This is a genomic window from Microbulbifer maximicatervae (SeqCode) (genome assembly GCF_052467225.1).
This window is the reverse complement of the sequence record NZ_CP174303.1, coordinates 375,473-394,017: the sequence shown is the minus strand read 5'-3', so window position 1 is coordinate 394,017 and position 18,545 is coordinate 375,473. Positions and strand designations below refer to the sequence as shown.

The following is an 18,545-nucleotide window of genomic DNA, read 5'->3' as shown; positions in this document are numbered from 1 at the left end:
CCCGTGAGACCAAATTATGGATTGTAGAATTCGCCGTTCTTGCGCAGGTAGAACCAGTAGTTAACCACCAGGCAAACCGCGTAGAAGATAGCAATGCCTGCCAGAGCGTACTCCGGGGTAGTGGCTTTGATCTGCTCGCCGAAGACCTTGGGAATATAGAAGGCACCGTAGGCGGCAACGGCTGAAGTCCATCCCAATACCGGGCCTGCCTGCTCTTTCGGGAACACCATGGCGATGGTGCGGAAGGTAGAGCCATTGCCGATACCGGTAGCGGCGAACAGCACCAGGAACAGTAGGAAGAAGGGCAGGAAGAACTCTTCCGGAGTGGCTGAGCCGTAGGCGGCCTTCATGTAGTAAGCCACACCCAGGGCACTCCCCACCATGATGGCAGCACAGATTTGGGTAACCAGGGCTCCGCCGATGCGGTCGGAGATCCAACCACCTACCGGGCGAATCAGAGCGCCGATAAACGGACCCATCCAGGCGTACATCAGGGCGCTGGGGCCATTGTTATTGATGGTATCGTGAGTCATAACCCCGTCCACCATCACGTGGCTGTATCCGAAGATCACCTTGATAGCCAGGGGGAAGGCCGCTGCGAAACCGATAAAGCTGCCGAAGGTCATGGTGTAAATGACACTCATCACCCAGGTGTGCTTGTTGTTGAAGATACGGTACTGACGCTGCAAGCTGGTTTTAATCTCACCGGGCAGCAGCTTCAAGCCGAACACGGTAGCGGCGATTACCAGCACCAGAACGATTTCCTTGGGCACACCCCAGCCTGAACCGTTGGCCGCTTCGGGAAGCAATAGCCACAGACCTGTGATTGCGGTGAAGAGGCCGATTCCCAGCATCATGGTCATCTTCAACATCGCGCCGATAGAGCTGCCCACATCCGGGGTGACTTCGTCGGTGCGCAGGTTGTTCATACCGAACCAACCTACAAAGGCCAGTGGAATCAGGAACAGCAGCCATACAAAACCAGCATTTTGAATCCACGCTTCAGAACCGGCTGGTACTTTGCCAATCAGGGAGCCAGAGCTGCTAACCAGGGTCATGGGATCGCCGCCGGCAGCGCCGAAGGCACCGAAGGTCATAAACAGCGGTACCAGGATCTGCATGGTGGTAACACCGAAGTTACCCAGGCCCGCATTCAGGCCAAGTGCCAACCCTTGTTTTTCCTTGGGGAAAAAGAAGCTGATATTGGACATGGAAGAGGCGAAGTTACCACCGCCAATACCTGACAGCAGAGCCAGCAACTGGAATACCCACAATGGGGTCTCAGGATTTTGCAAGGCGATACCCGTGCCTAGGGCAGGTATCATCAATAGGGCCGTGGTAAAGACAATGGTGTTGCGCCCACCGAACAATCGAATAAAGAAACTACTGGGTATTCGAAGAGTAGCACCGGTGAGGCCGGCAATTGCCATCAGGGTAAACAGATCGGCTTTGGCAATGGGGAAGCCAAGGTTGAGCATTTGAACGGTAATAATGCCCCAGTAGAGCCACACGGCGAAGCCGCACAGCAAACTGGGAATGGATATCCACAAATTCCGGTTTGCGATTTTTTTGCCCTTGGACTGCCAGAATTTGCTGTCCTCTGGGGCCCACTCGTAGATGTCAGACACGGCGGCCACTCCTCCTCGAAATGATTCGTCCGGCCACTATGGGCCGGGGCTTATCCCTGCTCAATTACCAACAGTAAGTAACCCCTTTGCCCCCGCGCGTAATAGCTACCCATTTGGGGGTAAGCGCAGGCACTGAGCCCTGTGTTAAAGTCACTGTTCAGAATTAGTACAACTTACAGCAATGAAGCAGGACACCCCATGACTTCTTCTGCCACGGTAATGATGGTTGATGACCATCCTCTGTTTCGTAAAGGTCTCAAGCAATTGTTTGCTATGGAGCCCAGCCTGGAGTTGGTAGCCGAGGCCAGTAGCGGGGAGGAAGCGCTGGAGCTAGCCAAACAGCACGAGCCGGACCTTATTCTGTTGGACCTGAATATGCGCGGTATGGACGGGCTGGATACCCTGCGGGCAATGCGTGCAGCCGATGTAGCCTCACGTATCGTGATACTCACGGTTTCCGATAACAACGCGGACGTAGTTTCCTGTATCCGTGCCGGTGCCGATGGTTACCTGCTCAAGGATATGGAGCCGGAAGATATTCTCGATCAGGTTATCCAGGCCACACACGGCAAGCTCGCTATCAGCCAGCGCCTTACCGAGATCCTCGCCTCCGCTCTGCGCAAACCGGACAATTCTGGTGCGGATACCCTGTCGACGCTTACCAGTCGCGAATACCAGATCTTGCAATTGATCGCCGATGGCCTCAGTAACAAGTTAATCGCCCGTGAATTGGATATCAGTGATGCCACTGTAAAGGTTCACGTTAAACACTTATTGAAAAAGTTGGGCATGCGCTCCCGCGTAGAAGCTGCTGTGTGGATGGTTAATCAGAAGCGACCGGAATCCCAAAACCGCAGCCACTAGTTTGTCCCAACCGCAAAGGAATGAAGTAAGAGATATTGTCCATGCCCACTATCGACTGCTGTAGCCAACCGGGCCTGATGCCCATCGAAAGCGCCCGCGAAAAACTTCTCGAGGCACTGAGCCCAACCAGTGGCACTGAGACTTTGCCCCTGGCACAAGCCGCCGGTCGAGTATTGGCTGAGGATGTTATCTCCACAGTAAACCTACCGCCCTGCGACAACTCCGCAATGGACGGTTACGCCCTGCGCTTTGAAGACCTGGCCAGTGGCTTGCCGCTGGAACTGATCGGCAAATCTTTTGCCGGTGCACCTTTTGACGGTGTGGTGAACCCCGGCACTTGCGTGCGCATTATGACGGGAGCCGCAGTACCCGCAGGTGCAGATACGGTAGTGATGCAGGAAAATGTCGATGCCCAAGGGGAGTCGATACGAATAAATTGTGAAGTTCGCGCTGGCGACCATGTTCGCTGCTGCGGTGAAGATGTGGCTGAAGGAGCTAGCCTGCTCAAGGCCGGAGAGCGCATCAGCGTTCCACATATTGCCCTGCTCGCTGCTGCCGGTGTGGGCACAGTGACTGTAGTGCGCAAACCGGTAATCGCACTTTTCTCCACCGGCGATGAACTGCGCCAGCCTGGCGAAGCCCTGGGTAAGGGCGATATCTACGATAGCAATCGCATTGCCCTGTTATCCGCCCTGGAACAGCTGGACCTGGACGTTTTGGATTTGGGTATATTGCCCGATAACAAACAGGCTATTACCAATGCCTTGCAGCGCGCTTCCGAAGAGGCCGATGCTATTATCACCTCCGGTGGAGTCTCCGTTGGCGAAGCGGATTACACCCGTGAAGTGTTGGAAGAGCTGGGAGAGATCGGCTTCTGGAAAGTGGCGATGAAGCCCGGCAAACCTTTTGCATTTGGTTTCCTACAGGGAACGCCCTTCTTCGGCCTACCCGGCAACCCAGTTTCCGCCCTGGTAACTTTCTACCAGCTGGCCGTCCCCGCCCTGAGTGTGATGAAAGGCGATCAGTGGACTGGCCCGCAGACCTTACAGGCAAAACTGTTAAAACCGTTGAATAAAAAGCCCGGCCGTACCGATTTCCAGCGGGGTGTTTATCGCAGTGATGAAAACGGGGTATTGGTAGTAGAACCGGTTGGTACCCAGGGGAGCCATATTCTTTCCGGTCTGGCTGCTGCTAACTGCTTTATCGTTTTAGCGCGAGAGAGTGGTAGTGTAGAGGCTGGGGAGCAGGTGGTGATTGAGCCTTTGAGGGTGCCGTTGGGGTAGGGTTTTTTACAGCTGCTTTTGTATTGAATATGGGCTCATAAGTTATATCCAAATTAATTTGATAAAAGTTAGTAAAGACGGTGAGGGTTTGTTTCGCCTTTTGGGGGGTGCTGCTCTACGGCAGCTTTGCTGCCTCCGAGTCGAACCTGAGTTCGAACAAAACCCTAGGAGTTAGCCATATACAAAGAGGTCCGCATAAGAGGGTGGTGTGCGGGAGGATTAGCTTCGCCCTTTGGGCTCGCTGCTCTACGGCAGCTTTGCTGCCGCCGAGTCGAACCTGAGTTCGAACAAAACCCTGGGAGTTAACCATATACAAAAAAGCCCGCATAAGCGGATGGTGTGCGGGAGGATTAGCTTCGCCCTTTGGGCTCGCTGCTCTACGACAGCTTTGCTGCCTCCGAGTCGAACCTGAGTTCGAACAAAACCCTGGGAGTTAGCCATATACAAAAAAGCCCGCATAAGCGGGCTTTTTTGTATATGGCCCGCCCGAGAGGATTCGAACCTCTGACCTTCGCCTCCGGAGGGCGACGCTCTATCCAGCTGAGCTACGGGCGGTTTAATTGGCTATCTGTGCCAATGGGAGGCGGATTATACAGAAGCTGGGGGGCGGGTTAAAGGACATTCTGTTGGCTTATATAGTCTTTGGCAGGTGGCGGTGCAGTGCTTATAATGCGCGGCGTAGGAGTTTGCGACGATATTTTGAACGTTTGTGGGCCAACTCACTTCGGTCCTTTTGGGGGAATATGATGAAGCGTATTTTGGGTATTGTGGCGGCATTGGCCGTCAGTGCGGCTACGGCAGTGGCCCAGCAGTCTGTTGATGAAGAAATCGCAGAGCGAATTGCTCCGGCAGGTGAAACCTGCATGAAAGGTGAAGAGTGTGCAGCGGCAGTAGCGGCAGCTCCTGAGGGTGCTAGCGGCAGCGCTGCTCGCAGTGGTCAGGATATCTACAACGCAAGCTGCCAGACCTGTCACGCAATGGGTGTTGCAGGTGCGCCAAAATTTGGTGATGCCGCAGCTTGGGCTCCCCGTATTGCCAAGGGCATGGACACTCTTTACAACAATGCCATTAACGGTATCAATGCCATGCCGGCCAAAGGCCTGTGTATGGACTGTAGCGATGACGAGATCAAAGCTGCTGTGAATTACATGGTGGATAACAGCAAGTAAGCTGTTTCACTATTGGAAAGAGGCCGCTCATTGAGCGGCCTTTTTTGTATCTCGCCTAAGGAAAACTCACCTTCCTCTAATCGACTTTTTCTTTCGGTAATTTCCAGCTAACACCTGGACATCAAATAAGCTTGTTAAGTGTCGCATAAGGCCAAAGGATATCATCTGTCTTAAATCACCATAAGAAAATTCAGTATTAGATAAGCTGCAGCGGTAAATGTAATAAGTCGTAATTAGGCATTTAATCCCTCCTGACGTGATAACTCTGTATTATTCGTGCCTGCCTGTAGGTTAGATGTATACAATAACTCAAGGAAATTACTCATGAAGCTGGGGAAACTCCTCTCTTTCACTGCTCTATCGTTTGTATTGGCTGCTTGTAGCGGCGGAGGTAGTAGTGGTAATAGCGTATCGCCGGAAACGTCTGGAAGTGGCGGTTCACAATCTGTCCAGGTCACTATCCAAGGTCTAATTGGAGAAAATATTGAAGGCGTTGCTTCTGTAATAGTCAAGGTAGGTGACACTGATTACGATGCAACTGTTGATGGGAAAGCATTTTCAGCAGAAATAAAAGAGGCAGTGGAGGATGATCTAATTAGCATAGCTGTCCGTTATCCAGCCACAGAAGAGCGTAAAGAAATTATTCTTAAATCTTATGCTGGTGATTTTTCACAGATCGAAGAATATGAAAAAGATGGCATTGTTTCTAGTGATGAACTGCCGACACTCTATGTAAATGCCTTATCTACTGCTTCGGCGGCTTTTCTGGAAAAAGTGAATGAAGGTAATATCACTACATCTAATGAATTGTTGAGTGCATCTCAGGTTTTACCACAGGAAATACTGTTAGAGAGTGCTATTGGGTTACGTTATATTATTAATGGTGGTGAATCTTCCCTTTTTTCTCACGAAAATACTTATGATTTCATTCAAGATTATCCAATAGCTGCAAAAGTAGCATTGGAGTTAAAAAATACATCTCCGATAGGGATGGATACTTATGGCCAGATGCTCGAGCAATTTTTGAATGATGAAGAGCAGATTATACCTGTAAAGGCATACTCTGGAGAGGACTTGCTATTTGTTGAGCTACATCCTAATGGCGAAAGTATATATGGTTTTGCCATGAACCTATATGGGGAAGGATCAGGTTCTGGGCAATTTGTTGATGGCAACTATGATGACCAATCAAACAGTTTTGTGAATTATACTACTGTTGATAATATGACAGTTTTAGATGTCTCTGACTCGGGTCGAGTAGATAATTTTTTATCGTGTTGGGATGAAGGTGAATACTATGCAGCTGAGCTGAATAGTATTCAGTTGATTAAATATTATGATGCTGCATTTTATTCGGTATATAAAATTGACTATGATTATTCTTGCCCACAGCTAGACGGAAGAGAAACAGAAACTGTTGATTCCTATGTGGTGAATAATTTTGCTCAAGTGAATACACAGAGATTAGGAAATCTAGAAGCGATATCTTCAGCTGCGTTTGCTATTGCAGGCTTTAGGGGGCGAACAGATGATGAAAGGTATCCACATGTAGCCCCCTGGGAACCGTCCATTATTGTTCCAAATACAAATGGTACAATTAACCAAAGATTTGATCTTCGTTCTGGTTATATAGATGGTGGAGTACTCTCATTCAATGATGATGGGAATCTGATAATAGATAGTAATAGGGGCACGAAAGTAGAGTATTATACTTTCGGTGCTGATGATGCGGCCATACGGACTTTGGGAGTGTCACGCCGAGCAGATGGTTCTTTGATTTCGATTGGGGGGCACTATGCTACCCCGGTTGTGCGTGGTACTGAGATACCTACGCCTTCAGATATTTTTCTTTACGATGGTATCTTCGATGTACTTGATCCGGAATTTCCGAATTATTATGATACATTTGGACTTCGATACTATGCTGATGGTAGTGGTGCTCAGGTGTATAAAGGAAGTGAATATATAACTGAGGGAGAGTGGAGTCGTTTTGGCTGGTCTGATACAAATATTATGCGGGAACATCGATATTTTGTAGATCCTATTTCTGGTGAAACATATAGTAGTTGTCCTGAAGGCAACATGAATTGTATAGAATGGCGATATCGAGAAGTTGAGCCCCTCTTTTTTGATGGTACCTTTTATTACCTTCGTCTATATCAGGAAATTGATAATTGTAAAAGGAATGGTACTGGCTCCTGTGTGGAGGCCTCGGGTTATATTGGTCGCTGGAAGTCATCTGCAATTCAGTAGTTCTTTACTCTAATTAGCTTTTAAAGTGCAATTGCTGATTTAGAAGAATTCTTTTTACAAGCATAAGTAAGATATTGGCGGCGGCATGAATCAGAGTTTTGAAGTCAGCTGGTAGTTCGAAACAAAAAAGGCCGCTTATTAAGCGGCCTTTTTTGTTTGTAGGGTTGATCGACAGGATCATACTCATCAATCAAACATACTCAACAAAGACCCCAAAGTTTCCTCTCCCTTCGCCTGATTCTGCTCCGGCGTCGCTTTACCAAATCCTTCCAACAACACATCTTCTTCCGGCAATTCGTCAATAAAGCGGCTGGGTGTGGTGTCCTGAGTTTCGCCGAACTGTTTGCGCTTGCCCGCCAGGGTCATGGTGAGGGTGCGCTGGGCGCGGGTAATACCCACGTAGGTGAGACGGCGCTCCTCTTCGATGTTGTCGTCTTCAATACTGTTGCGGTGGGGAAGTAAGTTCTCTTCCATACCGATCATAAACACGTGGGGGAATTCCAGGCCCTTGGCGGCGTGCAGGGTCATGAGGCTGACCTTATCGGTGGCTTCCTCTTCTTCCTGGCGCTCCAGCATGTCCCGCAGGATCAGTTTGGAGATGGCCTGTTCCAGGCGGATATCCTGCTCCAACTCATCGTCCGTGCCCTCCATAATCTTGTTGAGGCTCTCCAGCAGCCAATACACATTTTCCATGCGCTTCTCGGCCACCTTCTCGCTGCTGGCGTTTTGCGAGAGCCAACCGGCGTAGTCGATATCTTCCAGCATTTCACGCAGGGCACCATTGGCGGTGGTATCGCGACAGTTGCGCTGTACCCCTTCGAGCCACAGGGCGAAGCGATTCAGGCGCTCGTAGCCCTGCTCGTTGATATGCTCCTTAAAGCCCAGTTCCGAGCAGGCTTTGAACATGGAAATCTCGCGGCCCTTGGCGTAGTTGCCCAAGGCTTCCAGGCTGCTGGTACCTATTTGGCGACGCGGGGTATTGATAATGCGCAGGAATGCGTTGTCATCATCCGGATTCACCAACAGGCGCAGGTAGGCCATCACATCCTTGATTTCGGCGCGGGCGAAGAAGGAAGTACCGCCGGACATCTGGTAGGGAACCTGGTGCTCCTGCAATTTCATTTCGATCAGGCGCGCTTGGTGGTTGCCGCGATAGAGCACGGCAAAATCCATAAATTTGCAGCCGCGACGGCTCTTTTGTAGGAAAACCTCGTTGGCGACTCGTTCTGCTTCTTCAGTTTCATTAGCCACCTTGAGCACGCGGATCTCCTCACCCAGACCGCGATCGGACCACAATGCTTTGTCGAATTCGTGAGGATTGTGGGCGATCAGGTGGTTGGCCACTTTGAGGATGCGGCTGGTGGAGCGGTAGTTTTGCTCCAGTTTGATCAGGCGAAGGTTGGGGAAGTCGGTCTTCAGCGCACTCATATTTTCCGGGCGCGCGCCGCGCCAGGCGTAGATAGACTGGTCATCGTCTCCCACCACTGTGAGGCCACCGCGCCCGCCCACCAGCAGCTTTACCAGCAGATACTGGGAGTTGTTGGTGTCCTGATATTCGTCCACCAGTAGGTAGCGAATCTTTTTGCGCCAGCGTTGCAGTAACTCTGGATCTTTGTCGAACAGCTGTACCGGCAGCAGGATCAGGTCGTCGAAGTCGACGGCATTGTAGGCCTTGAGGGCTTCACAGTAGCGATCGTAGGCAACCGCGATGGCCTGTTCACCGGGGCTCTGTGCCTGCTCGAGGGCACGGCGCGGGGTGAGCATATCGTTCTTCCAGTTGGAGATCTGGTTTTGTACCCGATCCAACAGGTCTGTATCCAGGTCGCCATCCCTGAGCATCAGCTCCTTGATCAGGGCGCGGGCGTCTTCGGCATCGAAGATGGAGAAACCGGGCTTAAAGCCGGCGGCGCGGTATTCCTTGCGCAGGATATTCAGCCCAAGGTTGTGAAAGGTGGATACGGTGAGACCGTGACTCGCTTTTGAGCGCTTGCCATCCGGGCCCGCCAGCAGTTTGCTGACCCGCTCTTTCATCTCCCGTGCCGCCTTGTTGGTGAAAGTGAGGGCGGCGATATTGCGCGCGGCGTAGCCACACTGCTCGATCAGGTAGGCGATCTTGCGGGTGATTACGCTGGTCTTGCCGGAGCCGGCACCGGCCAGCACCAGGCAAGGGCCATCGACGTACTTCACGGCTTCGGATTGGCGGGGATTGAGCTGGGTCATAGATGGGGCTGCATCTTCGCGTCGCGGAAAAGCGGGAGATTCTAGCAGTCTTGGCTCGAATCATCCCAGTACCAGTGCGAACCACCGGCCACACGTATACTTTGCCCTTGGGATTGGCTATAACTGCGCCTTATTCCCTGCTTGTGTAACCCCATGCAACAACCCATCGCCGGCTACCACCTGGATGAAGAGAATCACTGGGTGGCGGAGCTCGCCTGTGGCCACTTCCAACATGTACGCCACAATCCTCCCTGGACCAACCGGCCCTGGGTGATTACTGAACAAGGGCGCGAGTCCATGCTGGGATTCCAGCTCAATTGCAAGAAATGCGATGAGGGTGCACCGCCCGATACGCTCGAAAAGGTTGTATAGCCATGACAAAACTCTGGGTCGATGCCGACGCCTGCCCGGTCGCCATCAAGGAAATCCTGTTTCGCGCCGCTGAGCGCACAGCCACAGAACTGACTTTGGTGGCCAACCAAGCGGTGCGGGTGCCGCCGTCGCGCTATATTCGCTCCGTGCAAGTGACAGCCGGTTTTGATGTGGCGGATAACGAGATAGTGCAGCGCTGTGAGGCGGGGGACCTGATTATTACAAGCGATATCCCACTGGCAGCAGAGGTGATCGACAAGGGTGCTGAAGCCCTTAATCCCCGTGGGGAGCGCTATACGAAGGCCAATATCCGCGCGCGTCTTAATATGCGGGACTTTATGGATACCCTGCGCTCCAGCGGCGTGCATACCGGCGGACCACCGGCCCTTAGCCAGGCGGACCGCAAAGCTTTTGCCGATCAGTTAGATCGATGGCTGGCAAAGAGTCGCAAGTAACTTTAAGGAGAATTGCCGTGGATAATTTGAGACTGAAGCCAATGGAAGAGTGGCAATTCCCAACATTGATGTCTTGGCTACCTGATAGGGAGCAGTGCCAACAGTGGGGTGGTCCTGATTTCAGGTTTCCGTTCGAGGGGAGGTCCTTCTTGGAGGATTGTCGTTGGCCGGAGTTGCCCAGCTACGCACTTCAGGACAGCAGCGGTGATGTGCTGGCTTTTGGGCAGTATTACCAACACCTGGGTCGTTGCCACCTAAGTCGCCTAATTGTCTCTCCCAATCATCGCGGAGCCGGATTAGGGCGTGCGCTGGTAGTACAGCTTGCACAAACAGGAGCCAGAGCCCTGGATGCAATCGAGTGCTCTTTATTTGTCCTGCGTACTAATCTAGCGGCACGGACTCTCTACCAGAAATTGGGTTTTGAGGAAGCGGCTTATCCAGGGCAGCGAAAATGGCTGGATCAGTGCGATTTTATGGTCGCACCGTCTGTAGATTTTCAGCAGAAACAAAATATTGAATAGCGCGAATATTTCATGCCTGAATTAATACAACCCACGACCGAACGCTTACAGCTGCGCCAGTGGCGAGCGGAAGATAAGCCTGTATTCGCGGAAATGAATGCCGACCCAAGGGTGATGGAGTTTTTCCCCTCATTGCTGACGCGACAGCAGAGTGATGCCGGTGTGGATCGCAGTATTGCGCATATTGAGAAGTACGGCTGGGGCTTTTGGGCCTTGGAGCTGAGAGACACCAACGAGTTTCTCGGATTTGTCGGTATGAAAAATGTGACCGAAGATTTGCCCTTCACTCCAGCGGTAGAGATTGGCTGGCGCTTGGCCTTTCCCCATTGGGGAAAAGGCTATGCCAGTGAAGCTGCACAAGCATCTTTGGATGTAGCTTTTAATACCCTGAATCTCAGCGAAGTCGTTTCCTTTACTGCACTACAAAACCTTCGTTCCCAGAGGGTGATGGAGCGACTGGGTATGCGGCGGGATTCTCTCGTCTTTGAACATCCACTGGTCCCCAGCGAAAGCCATCTACAGCGGCACTGCCTTTATCGCTTAAGTGCTGATGATTGGAAAAAATCTTGATGTGATTAGCTTCAGTTAGCTCGGGAACCATTACTTTTTCTTGGGTTCGGAGAGGGGATGAATATGAGGTCCACCCCCTCTTCAACAATAACCAAGCAAATATAGCCCCACCATTAATTTCAGGTGAGGGCAGGGAGTTCTCGCTATGGGTTTTCTTAAATCGGCCTTTATAACGGCAACTGGTTTTCTGCTAGCGACTTTGCATATCGGCGTGTCCGCCGAACCTCTACTTAAAGTCAGTAAACGCCCTGATGGATCAACGCTTTACTGGTCTTTAGAGCAACCATCGGCTAAAGGGAAATATGGCTTGTTCCTGATAGCCCAGGGATCTGGCTGCCTACCTGCTGTTAAAAATACTACTATCCAGCAGGCTAAAGAGTTAGCGGCAGGATATGTTGTTTTAGTGGTAGAAAAATATGGTGTAACTCACTCTGACAGCCCGGAAGAGCAATTTAAAGATTGTTCAAAAGAGTATGTAGCTAACCATACCGTTGAGCAGCGTGCGGTAGATGTAGAGCAGATTGTCGACGAACTGCGCGGGGCTGATTGGTGGAATGGCAAGCTGGTCTTGTTCGGCGGTTCCGAAGGTGGTGATCTTGTTGCACGACTGGCGCCGAGGCTAAATCCCGATGCGGCAGTGGTCTTTTCAAGTGGATTGGGGGAATCCTTTGCTCAAGTGCTAAAGAGCTTGGTTCCGCCCCACGTAGCTAAAGAGGTAGATGCCAAACTCGCCTATGCCCGAGCTAACCCAGAAAGCGCGGAAGTCTGGGGTGGAAACTCTATGCGTTGGTGGGCCGATGTCGTCGATCGGGTACCGGTCAACGATTTATTGAACAGCCATGCCCCCGTATTATTGATCCAGGGCACAGAAGATAAATCTGCCCCGGTCAGTTCCGGCCGAGCAGCACGAGATGCCTACGCATCAGCCGGACGTTGTGAGCTGACTTATTGGGAGTACCCCGGTTACGATCACTATATGACGGATAAGGATGGCGTAAATCACCGGGGAGAAGTCTTTGAAAGAATTGCTGGATGGATCAAAAAGACTGCACTAAATGGAGCTCCCGGGTGTATCCCTGGTGCCGGTAAAAGTTGAGACTGATCAATGAATAAAAGAATCAAGTTAGCCGCAATAGTAATGGCAGCTTATTCCAGTTTTTCGGTAGCGGAAAACTTTGCTGTCTTACCACAACTGGAAACCTACAAGGTACCAGAATCCTGGCGTCAGCCAGTAGCGCCTCTAAAGATTGCAGGTAACACATGGCAAATAGGTACCGAGGGAATTACCTCACTGTTATTAAAAGGCAAAGAGGGATCAATTCTAATTGACGGTGGCATGGAGCAGACGGCCGAGCATTTATTGGAGAATATGCGCAGGTTGGGAGTCGCCCCCTCGGATCTCAAATTAATCTTGCACAGCCAGGCCCATGCAGACCACATAGGTTCCTTAGCGGAGCTAAAACGCGTAACTGGTGCACAGGTGGTAACTAATGCCGAGTCAGCGGTGTTAATGGCTCGCGGTGGTGCCAATGATATTCACTTTGCCGACGAACTTTTATATCCGCCAATAAAGGCGGATCGAATCCTGCACGATGGCGAGCAAGTGGTTCTAGGGGATTTGCGTCTACGCGTACATTTTATCCCAGGCCATACACCAGGCAGTATGGCCTGGACCTGGGAAGACAAAGTTGATGGTAAAACTAAAGATATAGCTTATGTGGATAGCCTTACAGCGCCCGGTTATCAACTGATTGATAACCGCCGTTATCCAAATATCGTCGAGGACTTCCGCACAAGCTTTGCCCGTGTGCGGGATTTACCTTGTGATTTACTACTTACCCCTCATGCACCTGCCAGCGGCTGGGAGTTTAAAAACATAGCTATACAGAAAAAATCAGTGAACTGTCATCAATATGCAGAGAAAGCGGAAGCAAAATTAAATAAAAAGCTAGAGACTGAGAGAGATTCAGTTGATTAGATATTGGTGATATAAAACATGGCCTGTCAGAATTAATGCCGAGCCAAAAATTGATGCACCTTTGGTACAAGATAGAAATACATTAGTGGGACCAGAATAGCGGTCATTATTAGCGCTTTTAAACCAATTGCAATTTGCAATTCCAGTGCTTGCATCCCTAGAAGTAATAGAGTAACAATAGGGTAAACCAATGCCCAGATGCACAGGGCGTGTAGTATCGCTTTCTTCATTTGTTCAACTCCTCCATAAATTTAGAAATTGTCTTAAAATACCCGGGTAAGATTTTCTGTAAAAATTGTTTTCCACTCTTGGCAAGTGCTACACATTTTGCCCTACCATCGCTGGAGTCTGCTCCCATAACGATGAGCTCATCTTCCACCATACTTTTCAGGGTTCGTGTCATTACTGGCCGAGAAACATCGATGCGCTCTGCGATTTCTGAAGCTAGCAAACTGTCTCTTTGAGGCTCCCGGTCGATAACGATCATTACCAGGAAGCGCAGCTGGGAGGTTCCGTGTTCAGAAAAATACCCCTCCAGCTCCCGCAATAGGAGGCTCGCATCCCGCATCATGGTGAGGGCGCCCTGAACGGCAGCAGGATCTTTTACAGAAAATCGTTTGGAATATCCCTCAACCATCTGTTGTGAGGGAAGTTCTTTGAGAAAAAACATAAGGGTTTTAAGCTAACCTCTCCAGCTTATTGATCTCCACAGGCTCTTTTAGCCACTCTTGATAGGCTTCGAAAATCGGGGTGATGTAGGGCATAGTGTAATGCTTATCGAGATCTTCCTGACTGCGCCACTCCTCGTATAAAAACAAGTTTTCCCCGTCCTCGTGTACTGCAAACTTCAGGCAGCCCTCTTCCTCCAATGTATTAGCCACTATGGACAGGATGGCCTGCTTGGCTTGGTCAAAGAACTCTGTCTTGGGAGAAATCTTGGCAATAATGAATAAATTTATAGCCATAAACGTCGCTCTCTATGGAATTTAGTTATCATGATAATCAAATGGGGTGGATTGTCAAACTACTTGTGGGTCAGTTTAATGTAAGGAGTGGAGGAGAACAGTCGGTTTACTTAACATTGTAGAGATAGCAGTGGCTCAACTAGGAGCCACAGAAATGAAGATTGCACGAAACTAGTAATGAGCTACCTTGGAGTGGCAAAATAAACTTGGCGCTTGTAAAGCTTACGCCACTGGATACCGTCTTCTGATTTCCATATGTCATTATTTATTCCCTCACCCTGACCCCCAATAAGTAATAGATGGTCACCATTGCTCACTATTTCGTGAGAGCCTCTGGCTGAGAAGGGGGCGGAAGAGGTTTCCAGAGTCCAGTTAACCCCATCCATAGAAGACCATATATCATTGGTATATTCCGCCATTTCTGTGTCCCATCCCCCAATTAGCCATAGCTTATTCTTAAAGGCTACAAATTGGTGATCGTAACGAGTATTAAAGATTGGGTTAAGCGTTTCTTTTGACCAATTGATACCATCGGTAGATGACCACATGACATCATCTGAACCTAAGTCCCCTTTTCCTCCAAAAACCCAAATTTTATTATTGAAACTGAGTGCCTGATGAAAGTGGCGAGATATAAATGGAGGGTTATCTGTGACAAGTGTCCAGTTAATACCATCTATTGATGACCAGATATCTTTTTTTCCTGTATCGCCATAATCTTCGGTACCTCCAATAAGCCATAGCCGCTCATCGTAACTTATGAGTTGATGGCCGAATCGGGCTGAGAATCCAGGAGTCTCTGACTCTAACTTCCAATCTATTCCATCAATAGATGACCAAACGTCATTCTTTAATCCGTGAGATTGCTCGCAACATGCTCCGTCATTACCTCCAACTAACCATATTTTTTCATTGTGGATCGCGACTTGATGTCGATAACTGAAAGGGAAATTTGGACTGTCTGTCGCTAGTGTCCAATCTGCCCCGTTACTAGATGACCAGATATCATTCTTTGAACTTCCAGAACCACCAATAATCCAATATTTATTTTTATAATAAATAGCTTGATGTTGTGTTCTTGGTGGTATCTCATCAGTTTTTGTGTGTTGTTGCCAATTCACACCATCTATAGATGACCAGATGTCATTTCTTAACCCACTAAACATACCACCTGACCGACCGCCAATTAACCATATTTTTCCGGTAAAACTAATAGCTTGATGGTTTTCACGGGATGAAAAAGGAGTACTTTCGGTTTCTTGCTGCCATCTAACTCCGTCTGTTGATGACCAAATATCGTTTATATTATTTGGGCTGCCACCTTCACTGCCACCAATTACCCAAAGCTTATTGTCATGGGATACTAGTTGGTGGTCTTCTCTCGCCATAAATGGGGTCTCTTCTGATACCTGTTTCCAATGTTCTCCATCCTCTGATGACCAAATTTCACTCTTTGTGAAATCAAATCCCAGGGCGCCGATCATCCATAGTTTATTGTTGAAACTAATGGTTTCTGCTGCCCATCCGATTAAGAATGAGGGGTCTTCTGTAACAAGAGTCCATGTGACTCCATCAGTAGACGACCATACATCATTGTGAAAATTGTCCCCTGTTGAATCTCTATACGCACCACCAATGATCCATAATTTATCATCGTGAGTAATAAACCTCTGTGTAATGCGACTCGGAAAATTGGGATTATCCGTAACCAGTTCCCAGGTAATGCCGTCATCTGATGACCAAATTTCATTATTTTCAGGGTTACTAATAGGACTTAGAACAACCCATAATTTATTATTGTATACGGCGGCTTTAGGGGACCAGGCTAGAGGAAAAGGTGCATTTTTGGTTTGTAGTTCCCAAATAATTCCATCACTACTGGACCAGATATCATTTTGGTACTCCAAACCATCATAACCACCGATGAGCCAAAGTTTTTCTTTAAAAGCTATTACCTGGTGTCCCTCTCTCCCAGAAAATTCTGATGTAGTTACTGTGACAGAGGCTTTTGAAGTATCAGAAACAAGATTGTAGAAAGCTGGCTGGGAGAGAGTGGCAGCTGTATCGGTAACTATTTGACCGTTGATAGTACTTAACTGCCCATTTTTACAAGTATTATAGCTTTCTAGATTACACTCATTCTCAGCGCTACGATAAAATAAGATATTGTCATCTGACTCAGAAAACTGAATTTTAGTATCAGATTTGCCTACCCACGCAGTCATACTGATTGTTTTTATTTCAGAGTTAACTTGATAGCTAGATGAAGCGGAAAAGTATTGATTGTCCTGATCTATATTTGCCGTTATGGTAGCTGAGCCTGCGGCTATAGCAGTGATTAAGCCTTCTGAATCAACAGTGACTATTTCTGGATTATTAGAACTATAAGCGATTAAGCCTGAGCCTTGCCCAGTTGCAGTATTTTGTAAACTGTCGCCAAGATATAAATCAATTGAACCAGTGTAGGCGAATGTCAAATTTTGTTGGCTCAACGATGAGTCAGACTTCTCACCACCACCACCACCACAGCCAGTTAAAAAAATACTAATAAATATAGTGATAAATAATGATAAAATGGGGTTAATTTTTATTTTTATCATCGACTCGTCCTTTATGAGTACGTACTTACGTATTAATTAGAGCTAATTTTATATAGAAAATAATAACAGTATTTAGATACTGATTTTAATCCTAAATATTGATAGGGATTGGAAAGGGTTAATAACTATCTACTTTATAACTCAGGTTTTTGACTAGTTTGATAAAGCAATTACATTTCTTCGGTCGAGATTTCTATAGGCTAGTGCCTCAGCAATTTGAGTAGTACTTATATGTTCAAAATTAGTGAGGTCTGCCAGGGTTCGAGCTACTTTAAGGACCCGATGGTAACTACGCGCGGATAGCCCCAGCTTTTCTACTGACTGGCGTAAGAGGTGCTTTTCCTTTTCCCCCAAGGCACAGTGCTTTTCCAGCTCTGCGCCTTTTAACAGGTTATTTGTCTTACCTTGCCGCTGTATTTGTTGCTGGCGTGCGGCACAAACTCTCTCTCTCACGGTATCGGAAGTTTCTCCGGGAGCTGAATCCTGCAGTTGGACTGCATTCATAGCGCCCACCTCTACCTGCATGTCGATACGATCTAATAGCGGGCCCGAGAGCTTGTTGCGATATCGATCTATCTGGTCTGGGGTACAGCGACAGCGAGGCTCGCCTAAATAGCCACAGGGGCAGGGGTTCATAGCCCCGACCAGTTGAAAGTGAGCGGGATAGGTGACTTGGGCTCGCGCGCGGGAGATACGCACTTCACCATTCTCCAGGGGTTCCCGCAGTATCTCCAGAGCGTGCCTGGGAAATTCGGGCATTTCATCGAGGAATAGGACTCCCCGGTGCGCGAGGGATATCTCACCGGGCCTTGGGGTGCTGCCACCACCCACCAGCGCCGTTGGTGAGGCGCTATGGTGCGGGGCCCTGAAAGGGCGCAGGCTCTGGTGGGGTAGGCCTGCGCTGGAGTAAACGCTCGCTACTTCTAGTGACTCTTCGGTTGTCAGCGGGGGCAATATGCCCGGCAGGCGGCTGGCCAACATGGTTTTGCCGGTGCCGGGAGGGCCGTAAAAAAGCAGATTGTGGCCGCCGGCTGCTGCCACCTCGAGAGCGCGGCGGGCCTTTAGTTGACCGCGCACATCGGCTAAGTCCGCGCACAGGTGCTCTTCGGTAATAGGCTCTGCAACAGCTTTGGGCATAGATTCACGCCCATGAAGTTCGGCGCAAACTTGCAGCAGGGAGTTGGCAATGCTGACTTCGCCGGTTGCCAGCGCGGCTTCCGCACCGTTCTCGGTAGGCACAACGAGTTTACGGTCTTCATTGGTGCTGGCTACCGCTGCCGGTAAGCTACCACTTACTTCCCGCAAGGCACCGGTGAGTGCTAGCTCGCCAATAAATTCATAGCGTTCCAGAATTTCGGTGGGAACCTGTCCCGAGGCGCTGAGGATACCAATGGCAATCGCCAAATCGTAGCGGCCGCCCTCCTTGGGGAGGTCGGCGGGGGCCAGGTTGACGGTGATACGGCGTTGGGGGAATTCGAAATGACTGTTGATCAGGGCGCTGCGCACCCGGTCGCGGCTCTCGCGGACGGCAGCTTCGGGCAGGCCGACAATATGGAAAGCGGGCAAGCCGTTTGCCAGATGGGTTTCCACCGTTACCAAGGGGGCGGAGACCCCGAGCTGGGCTCGGGAGTAGGTAACTGAGAGGCTCACGATTTCATCCTTGAAGT

17 protein-coding genes and 1 tRNA gene are annotated in these 18,545 nt (G+C 49.5%); 10 read left to right on the top strand and 8 right to left on the bottom strand.

What is annotated here, in order from left to right:
* Positions 1–14: 14 nt before the first annotated feature.
* Positions 15–1,628 (bottom strand): MFS transporter, encoded by a 1,614-nt coding sequence (locus tag ACJJIZ_RS01640; RefSeq protein WP_444906669.1) that lies wholly within the window; start codon positions 1,626–1,628, stop codon positions 15–17.
* 198 nt (positions 1,629–1,826) lie between these two features.
* Here ACJJIZ_RS01640 and narL point away from each other — a divergent pair, with 198 nt between their 5' ends.
* Positions 1,827–2,492 carry a two-component system response regulator NarL gene (gene narL / locus ACJJIZ_RS01635; protein ID WP_108731363.1) on the top strand — a complete coding sequence of 222 codons (666 nt, stop codon included), beginning with the start codon at positions 1,827–1,829 and terminating at the stop codon, positions 2,490–2,492.
* A gap of 41 nt (positions 2,493–2,533) precedes the next feature.
* Positions 2,534–3,775 (top strand): molybdopterin molybdotransferase MoeA, encoded by a 1,242-nt coding sequence (gene moeA / locus ACJJIZ_RS01630; RefSeq protein WP_444915009.1) that lies wholly within the window; start codon positions 2,534–2,536, stop codon positions 3,773–3,775.
* A gap of 478 nt (positions 3,776–4,253) precedes the next feature.
* Here the strand turns inward: moeA and ACJJIZ_RS01625 are convergent.
* Positions 4,254–4,330, bottom strand: a tRNA-Arg gene (locus tag ACJJIZ_RS01625).
* A gap of 191 nt (positions 4,331–4,521) precedes the next feature.
* Here ACJJIZ_RS01625 and ACJJIZ_RS01620 point away from each other — a divergent pair.
* Positions 4,522–4,944, top strand: a complete 423-nt coding sequence (locus tag ACJJIZ_RS01620; protein WP_444916179.1) for a c-type cytochrome — start codon at positions 4,522–4,524, stop codon at positions 4,942–4,944.
* 324 nt (positions 4,945–5,268) lie between these two features.
* On the top strand, positions 5,269–7,197 hold the full coding sequence (locus ACJJIZ_RS01615; protein ID WP_444915008.1) for a hypothetical protein: 1,929 nt from the start codon (positions 5,269–5,271) through the stop codon (positions 7,195–7,197).
* A 186-nt stretch (positions 7,198–7,383) separates the two neighbouring features.
* Here the strand turns inward: ACJJIZ_RS01615 and rep are convergent, their stop codons facing one another.
* Positions 7,384–9,417 (bottom strand): DNA helicase Rep, encoded by a 2,034-nt coding sequence (gene rep / locus ACJJIZ_RS01610; protein ID WP_444899313.1) that lies wholly within the window; start codon positions 9,415–9,417, stop codon positions 7,384–7,386.
* 153 nt (positions 9,418–9,570) lie between these two features.
* Here rep and ACJJIZ_RS01605 point away from each other — a divergent pair, with 153 nt between their 5' ends.
* From ACJJIZ_RS01605 to bla, 6 genes are all read left to right on the top strand, one after another.
* Positions 9,571–9,789 carry a DUF3565 domain-containing protein gene (locus ACJJIZ_RS01605; protein WP_252084134.1) on the top strand — a complete coding sequence of 73 codons (219 nt, stop codon included), beginning with the start codon at positions 9,571–9,573 and terminating at the stop codon, positions 9,787–9,789.
* A 2-nt stretch (positions 9,790–9,791) separates the two neighbouring features.
* Positions 9,792–10,244 (top strand): YaiI/YqxD family protein, encoded by a 453-nt coding sequence (locus ACJJIZ_RS01600; RefSeq protein ID WP_152450565.1) that lies wholly within the window; start codon positions 9,792–9,794, stop codon positions 10,242–10,244.
* Positions 10,245–10,261: 17 nt separating this feature from the next.
* Positions 10,262–10,765, top strand: coding sequence for a GNAT family N-acetyltransferase (locus tag ACJJIZ_RS01595; protein ID WP_444906663.1), 504 nt, complete (start codon positions 10,262–10,264; stop codon positions 10,763–10,765).
* Between the two features lie 12 nt (positions 10,766–10,777).
* Positions 10,778–11,335, top strand: coding sequence for a GNAT family N-acetyltransferase (locus ACJJIZ_RS01590; protein WP_444906662.1), 558 nt, complete (start codon positions 10,778–10,780; stop codon positions 11,333–11,335).
* 145 nt (positions 11,336–11,480) lie between these two features.
* Positions 11,481–12,431 carry an alpha/beta hydrolase family protein gene (locus tag ACJJIZ_RS01585; RefSeq protein ID WP_444915007.1) on the top strand — a complete coding sequence of 317 codons (951 nt, stop codon included), beginning with the start codon at positions 11,481–11,483 and terminating at the stop codon, positions 12,429–12,431.
* A 9-nt stretch (positions 12,432–12,440) separates the two neighbouring features.
* Positions 12,441–13,313 (top strand): subclass B3 metallo-beta-lactamase, encoded by an 873-nt coding sequence (gene bla / locus ACJJIZ_RS01580; RefSeq protein ID WP_444915006.1) that lies wholly within the window; start codon positions 12,441–12,443, stop codon positions 13,311–13,313.
* Between the two features lie 32 nt (positions 13,314–13,345).
* On the opposite strand, the gene ACJJIZ_RS01575 is transcribed toward bla, so the two are convergent.
* From ACJJIZ_RS01575 to ACJJIZ_RS01555, 5 genes are all read right to left on the bottom strand, one after another.
* Positions 13,346–13,543 (bottom strand): putative antibiotic biosynthesis monooxygenase, encoded by a 198-nt coding sequence (locus ACJJIZ_RS01575; RefSeq protein ID WP_444915005.1) that lies wholly within the window; start codon positions 13,541–13,543, stop codon positions 13,346–13,348.
* Complete coding sequence (locus ACJJIZ_RS01570; RefSeq protein ID WP_444915004.1) at positions 13,540–13,983, bottom strand: MarR family winged helix-turn-helix transcriptional regulator; 444 nt, start codon at positions 13,981–13,983, stop codon at positions 13,540–13,542. Before ACJJIZ_RS01570 ends, ACJJIZ_RS01575 begins: the two co-directional genes overlap by 4 nt.
* A 7-nt stretch (positions 13,984–13,990) precedes the next feature.
* Positions 13,991–14,278: a putative quinol monooxygenase gene (locus ACJJIZ_RS01565; RefSeq protein ID WP_444915003.1), complete on the bottom strand. Its 288-nt coding sequence runs from the start codon at positions 14,276–14,278 to the stop codon at positions 13,991–13,993.
* Between the two features lie 182 nt (positions 14,279–14,460).
* The gene (locus tag ACJJIZ_RS01560; RefSeq protein WP_444915002.1) at positions 14,461–16,878 is read right to left on the bottom strand and encodes a Kelch repeat-containing protein; all 2,418 of its coding nucleotides are present in this window, start codon (positions 16,876–16,878) and stop codon (positions 14,461–14,463) included.
* A 153-nt stretch (positions 16,879–17,031) separates the two neighbouring features.
* On the bottom strand, positions 17,032–18,528 hold the full coding sequence (locus tag ACJJIZ_RS01555; protein ID WP_444915001.1) for a YifB family Mg chelatase-like AAA ATPase: 1,497 nt from the start codon (positions 18,526–18,528) through the stop codon (positions 17,032–17,034).
* Positions 18,529–18,545 lie beyond the last annotated feature (17 nt).

Coding starts and splice junctions, on each gene's coding strand:
- ACJJIZ_RS01605 (WP_252084134.1), top strand. CDS start 9,571: ATGCAACAACCCATCGCCGGCTACCACCTGGATGAAGAGAATCACTGG.
- ACJJIZ_RS01570 (WP_444915004.1), bottom strand. CDS start 13,983: ATGTTTTTTCTCAAAGAACTTCCCTCACAACAGATGGTTGAGGGATAT.
- ACJJIZ_RS01585 (WP_444915007.1), top strand. CDS start 11,481: ATGGGTTTTCTTAAATCGGCCTTTATAACGGCAACTGGTTTTCTGCTA.
- ACJJIZ_RS01575 (WP_444915005.1), bottom strand. CDS start 13,543: ATGAAGAAAGCGATACTACACGCCCTGTGCATCTGGGCATTGGTTTAC.
- ACJJIZ_RS01600 (WP_152450565.1), top strand. CDS start 9,792: ATGACAAAACTCTGGGTCGATGCCGACGCCTGCCCGGTCGCCATCAAG.
- narL (WP_108731363.1), top strand. CDS start 1,827: ATGACTTCTTCTGCCACGGTAATGATGGTTGATGACCATCCTCTGTTT.
- ACJJIZ_RS01590 (WP_444906662.1), top strand. CDS start 10,778: ATGCCTGAATTAATACAACCCACGACCGAACGCTTACAGCTGCGCCAG.
- ACJJIZ_RS01565 (WP_444915003.1), bottom strand. CDS start 14,278: ATGGCTATAAATTTATTCATTATTGCCAAGATTTCTCCCAAGACAGAG.
- ACJJIZ_RS01560 (WP_444915002.1), bottom strand. CDS start 16,878: ATGATAAAAATAAAAATTAACCCCATTTTATCATTATTTATCACTATA.
- ACJJIZ_RS01615 (WP_444915008.1), top strand. CDS start 5,269: ATGAAGCTGGGGAAACTCCTCTCTTTCACTGCTCTATCGTTTGTATTG.
- bla (WP_444915006.1), top strand. CDS start 12,441: ATGAATAAAAGAATCAAGTTAGCCGCAATAGTAATGGCAGCTTATTCC.
- ACJJIZ_RS01620 (WP_444916179.1), top strand. CDS start 4,522: ATGAAGCGTATTTTGGGTATTGTGGCGGCATTGGCCGTCAGTGCGGCT.
- rep (WP_444899313.1), bottom strand. CDS start 9,417: ATGACCCAGCTCAATCCCCGCCAATCCGAAGCCGTGAAGTACGTCGAT.
- moeA (WP_444915009.1), top strand. CDS start 2,534: ATGCCCACTATCGACTGCTGTAGCCAACCGGGCCTGATGCCCATCGAA.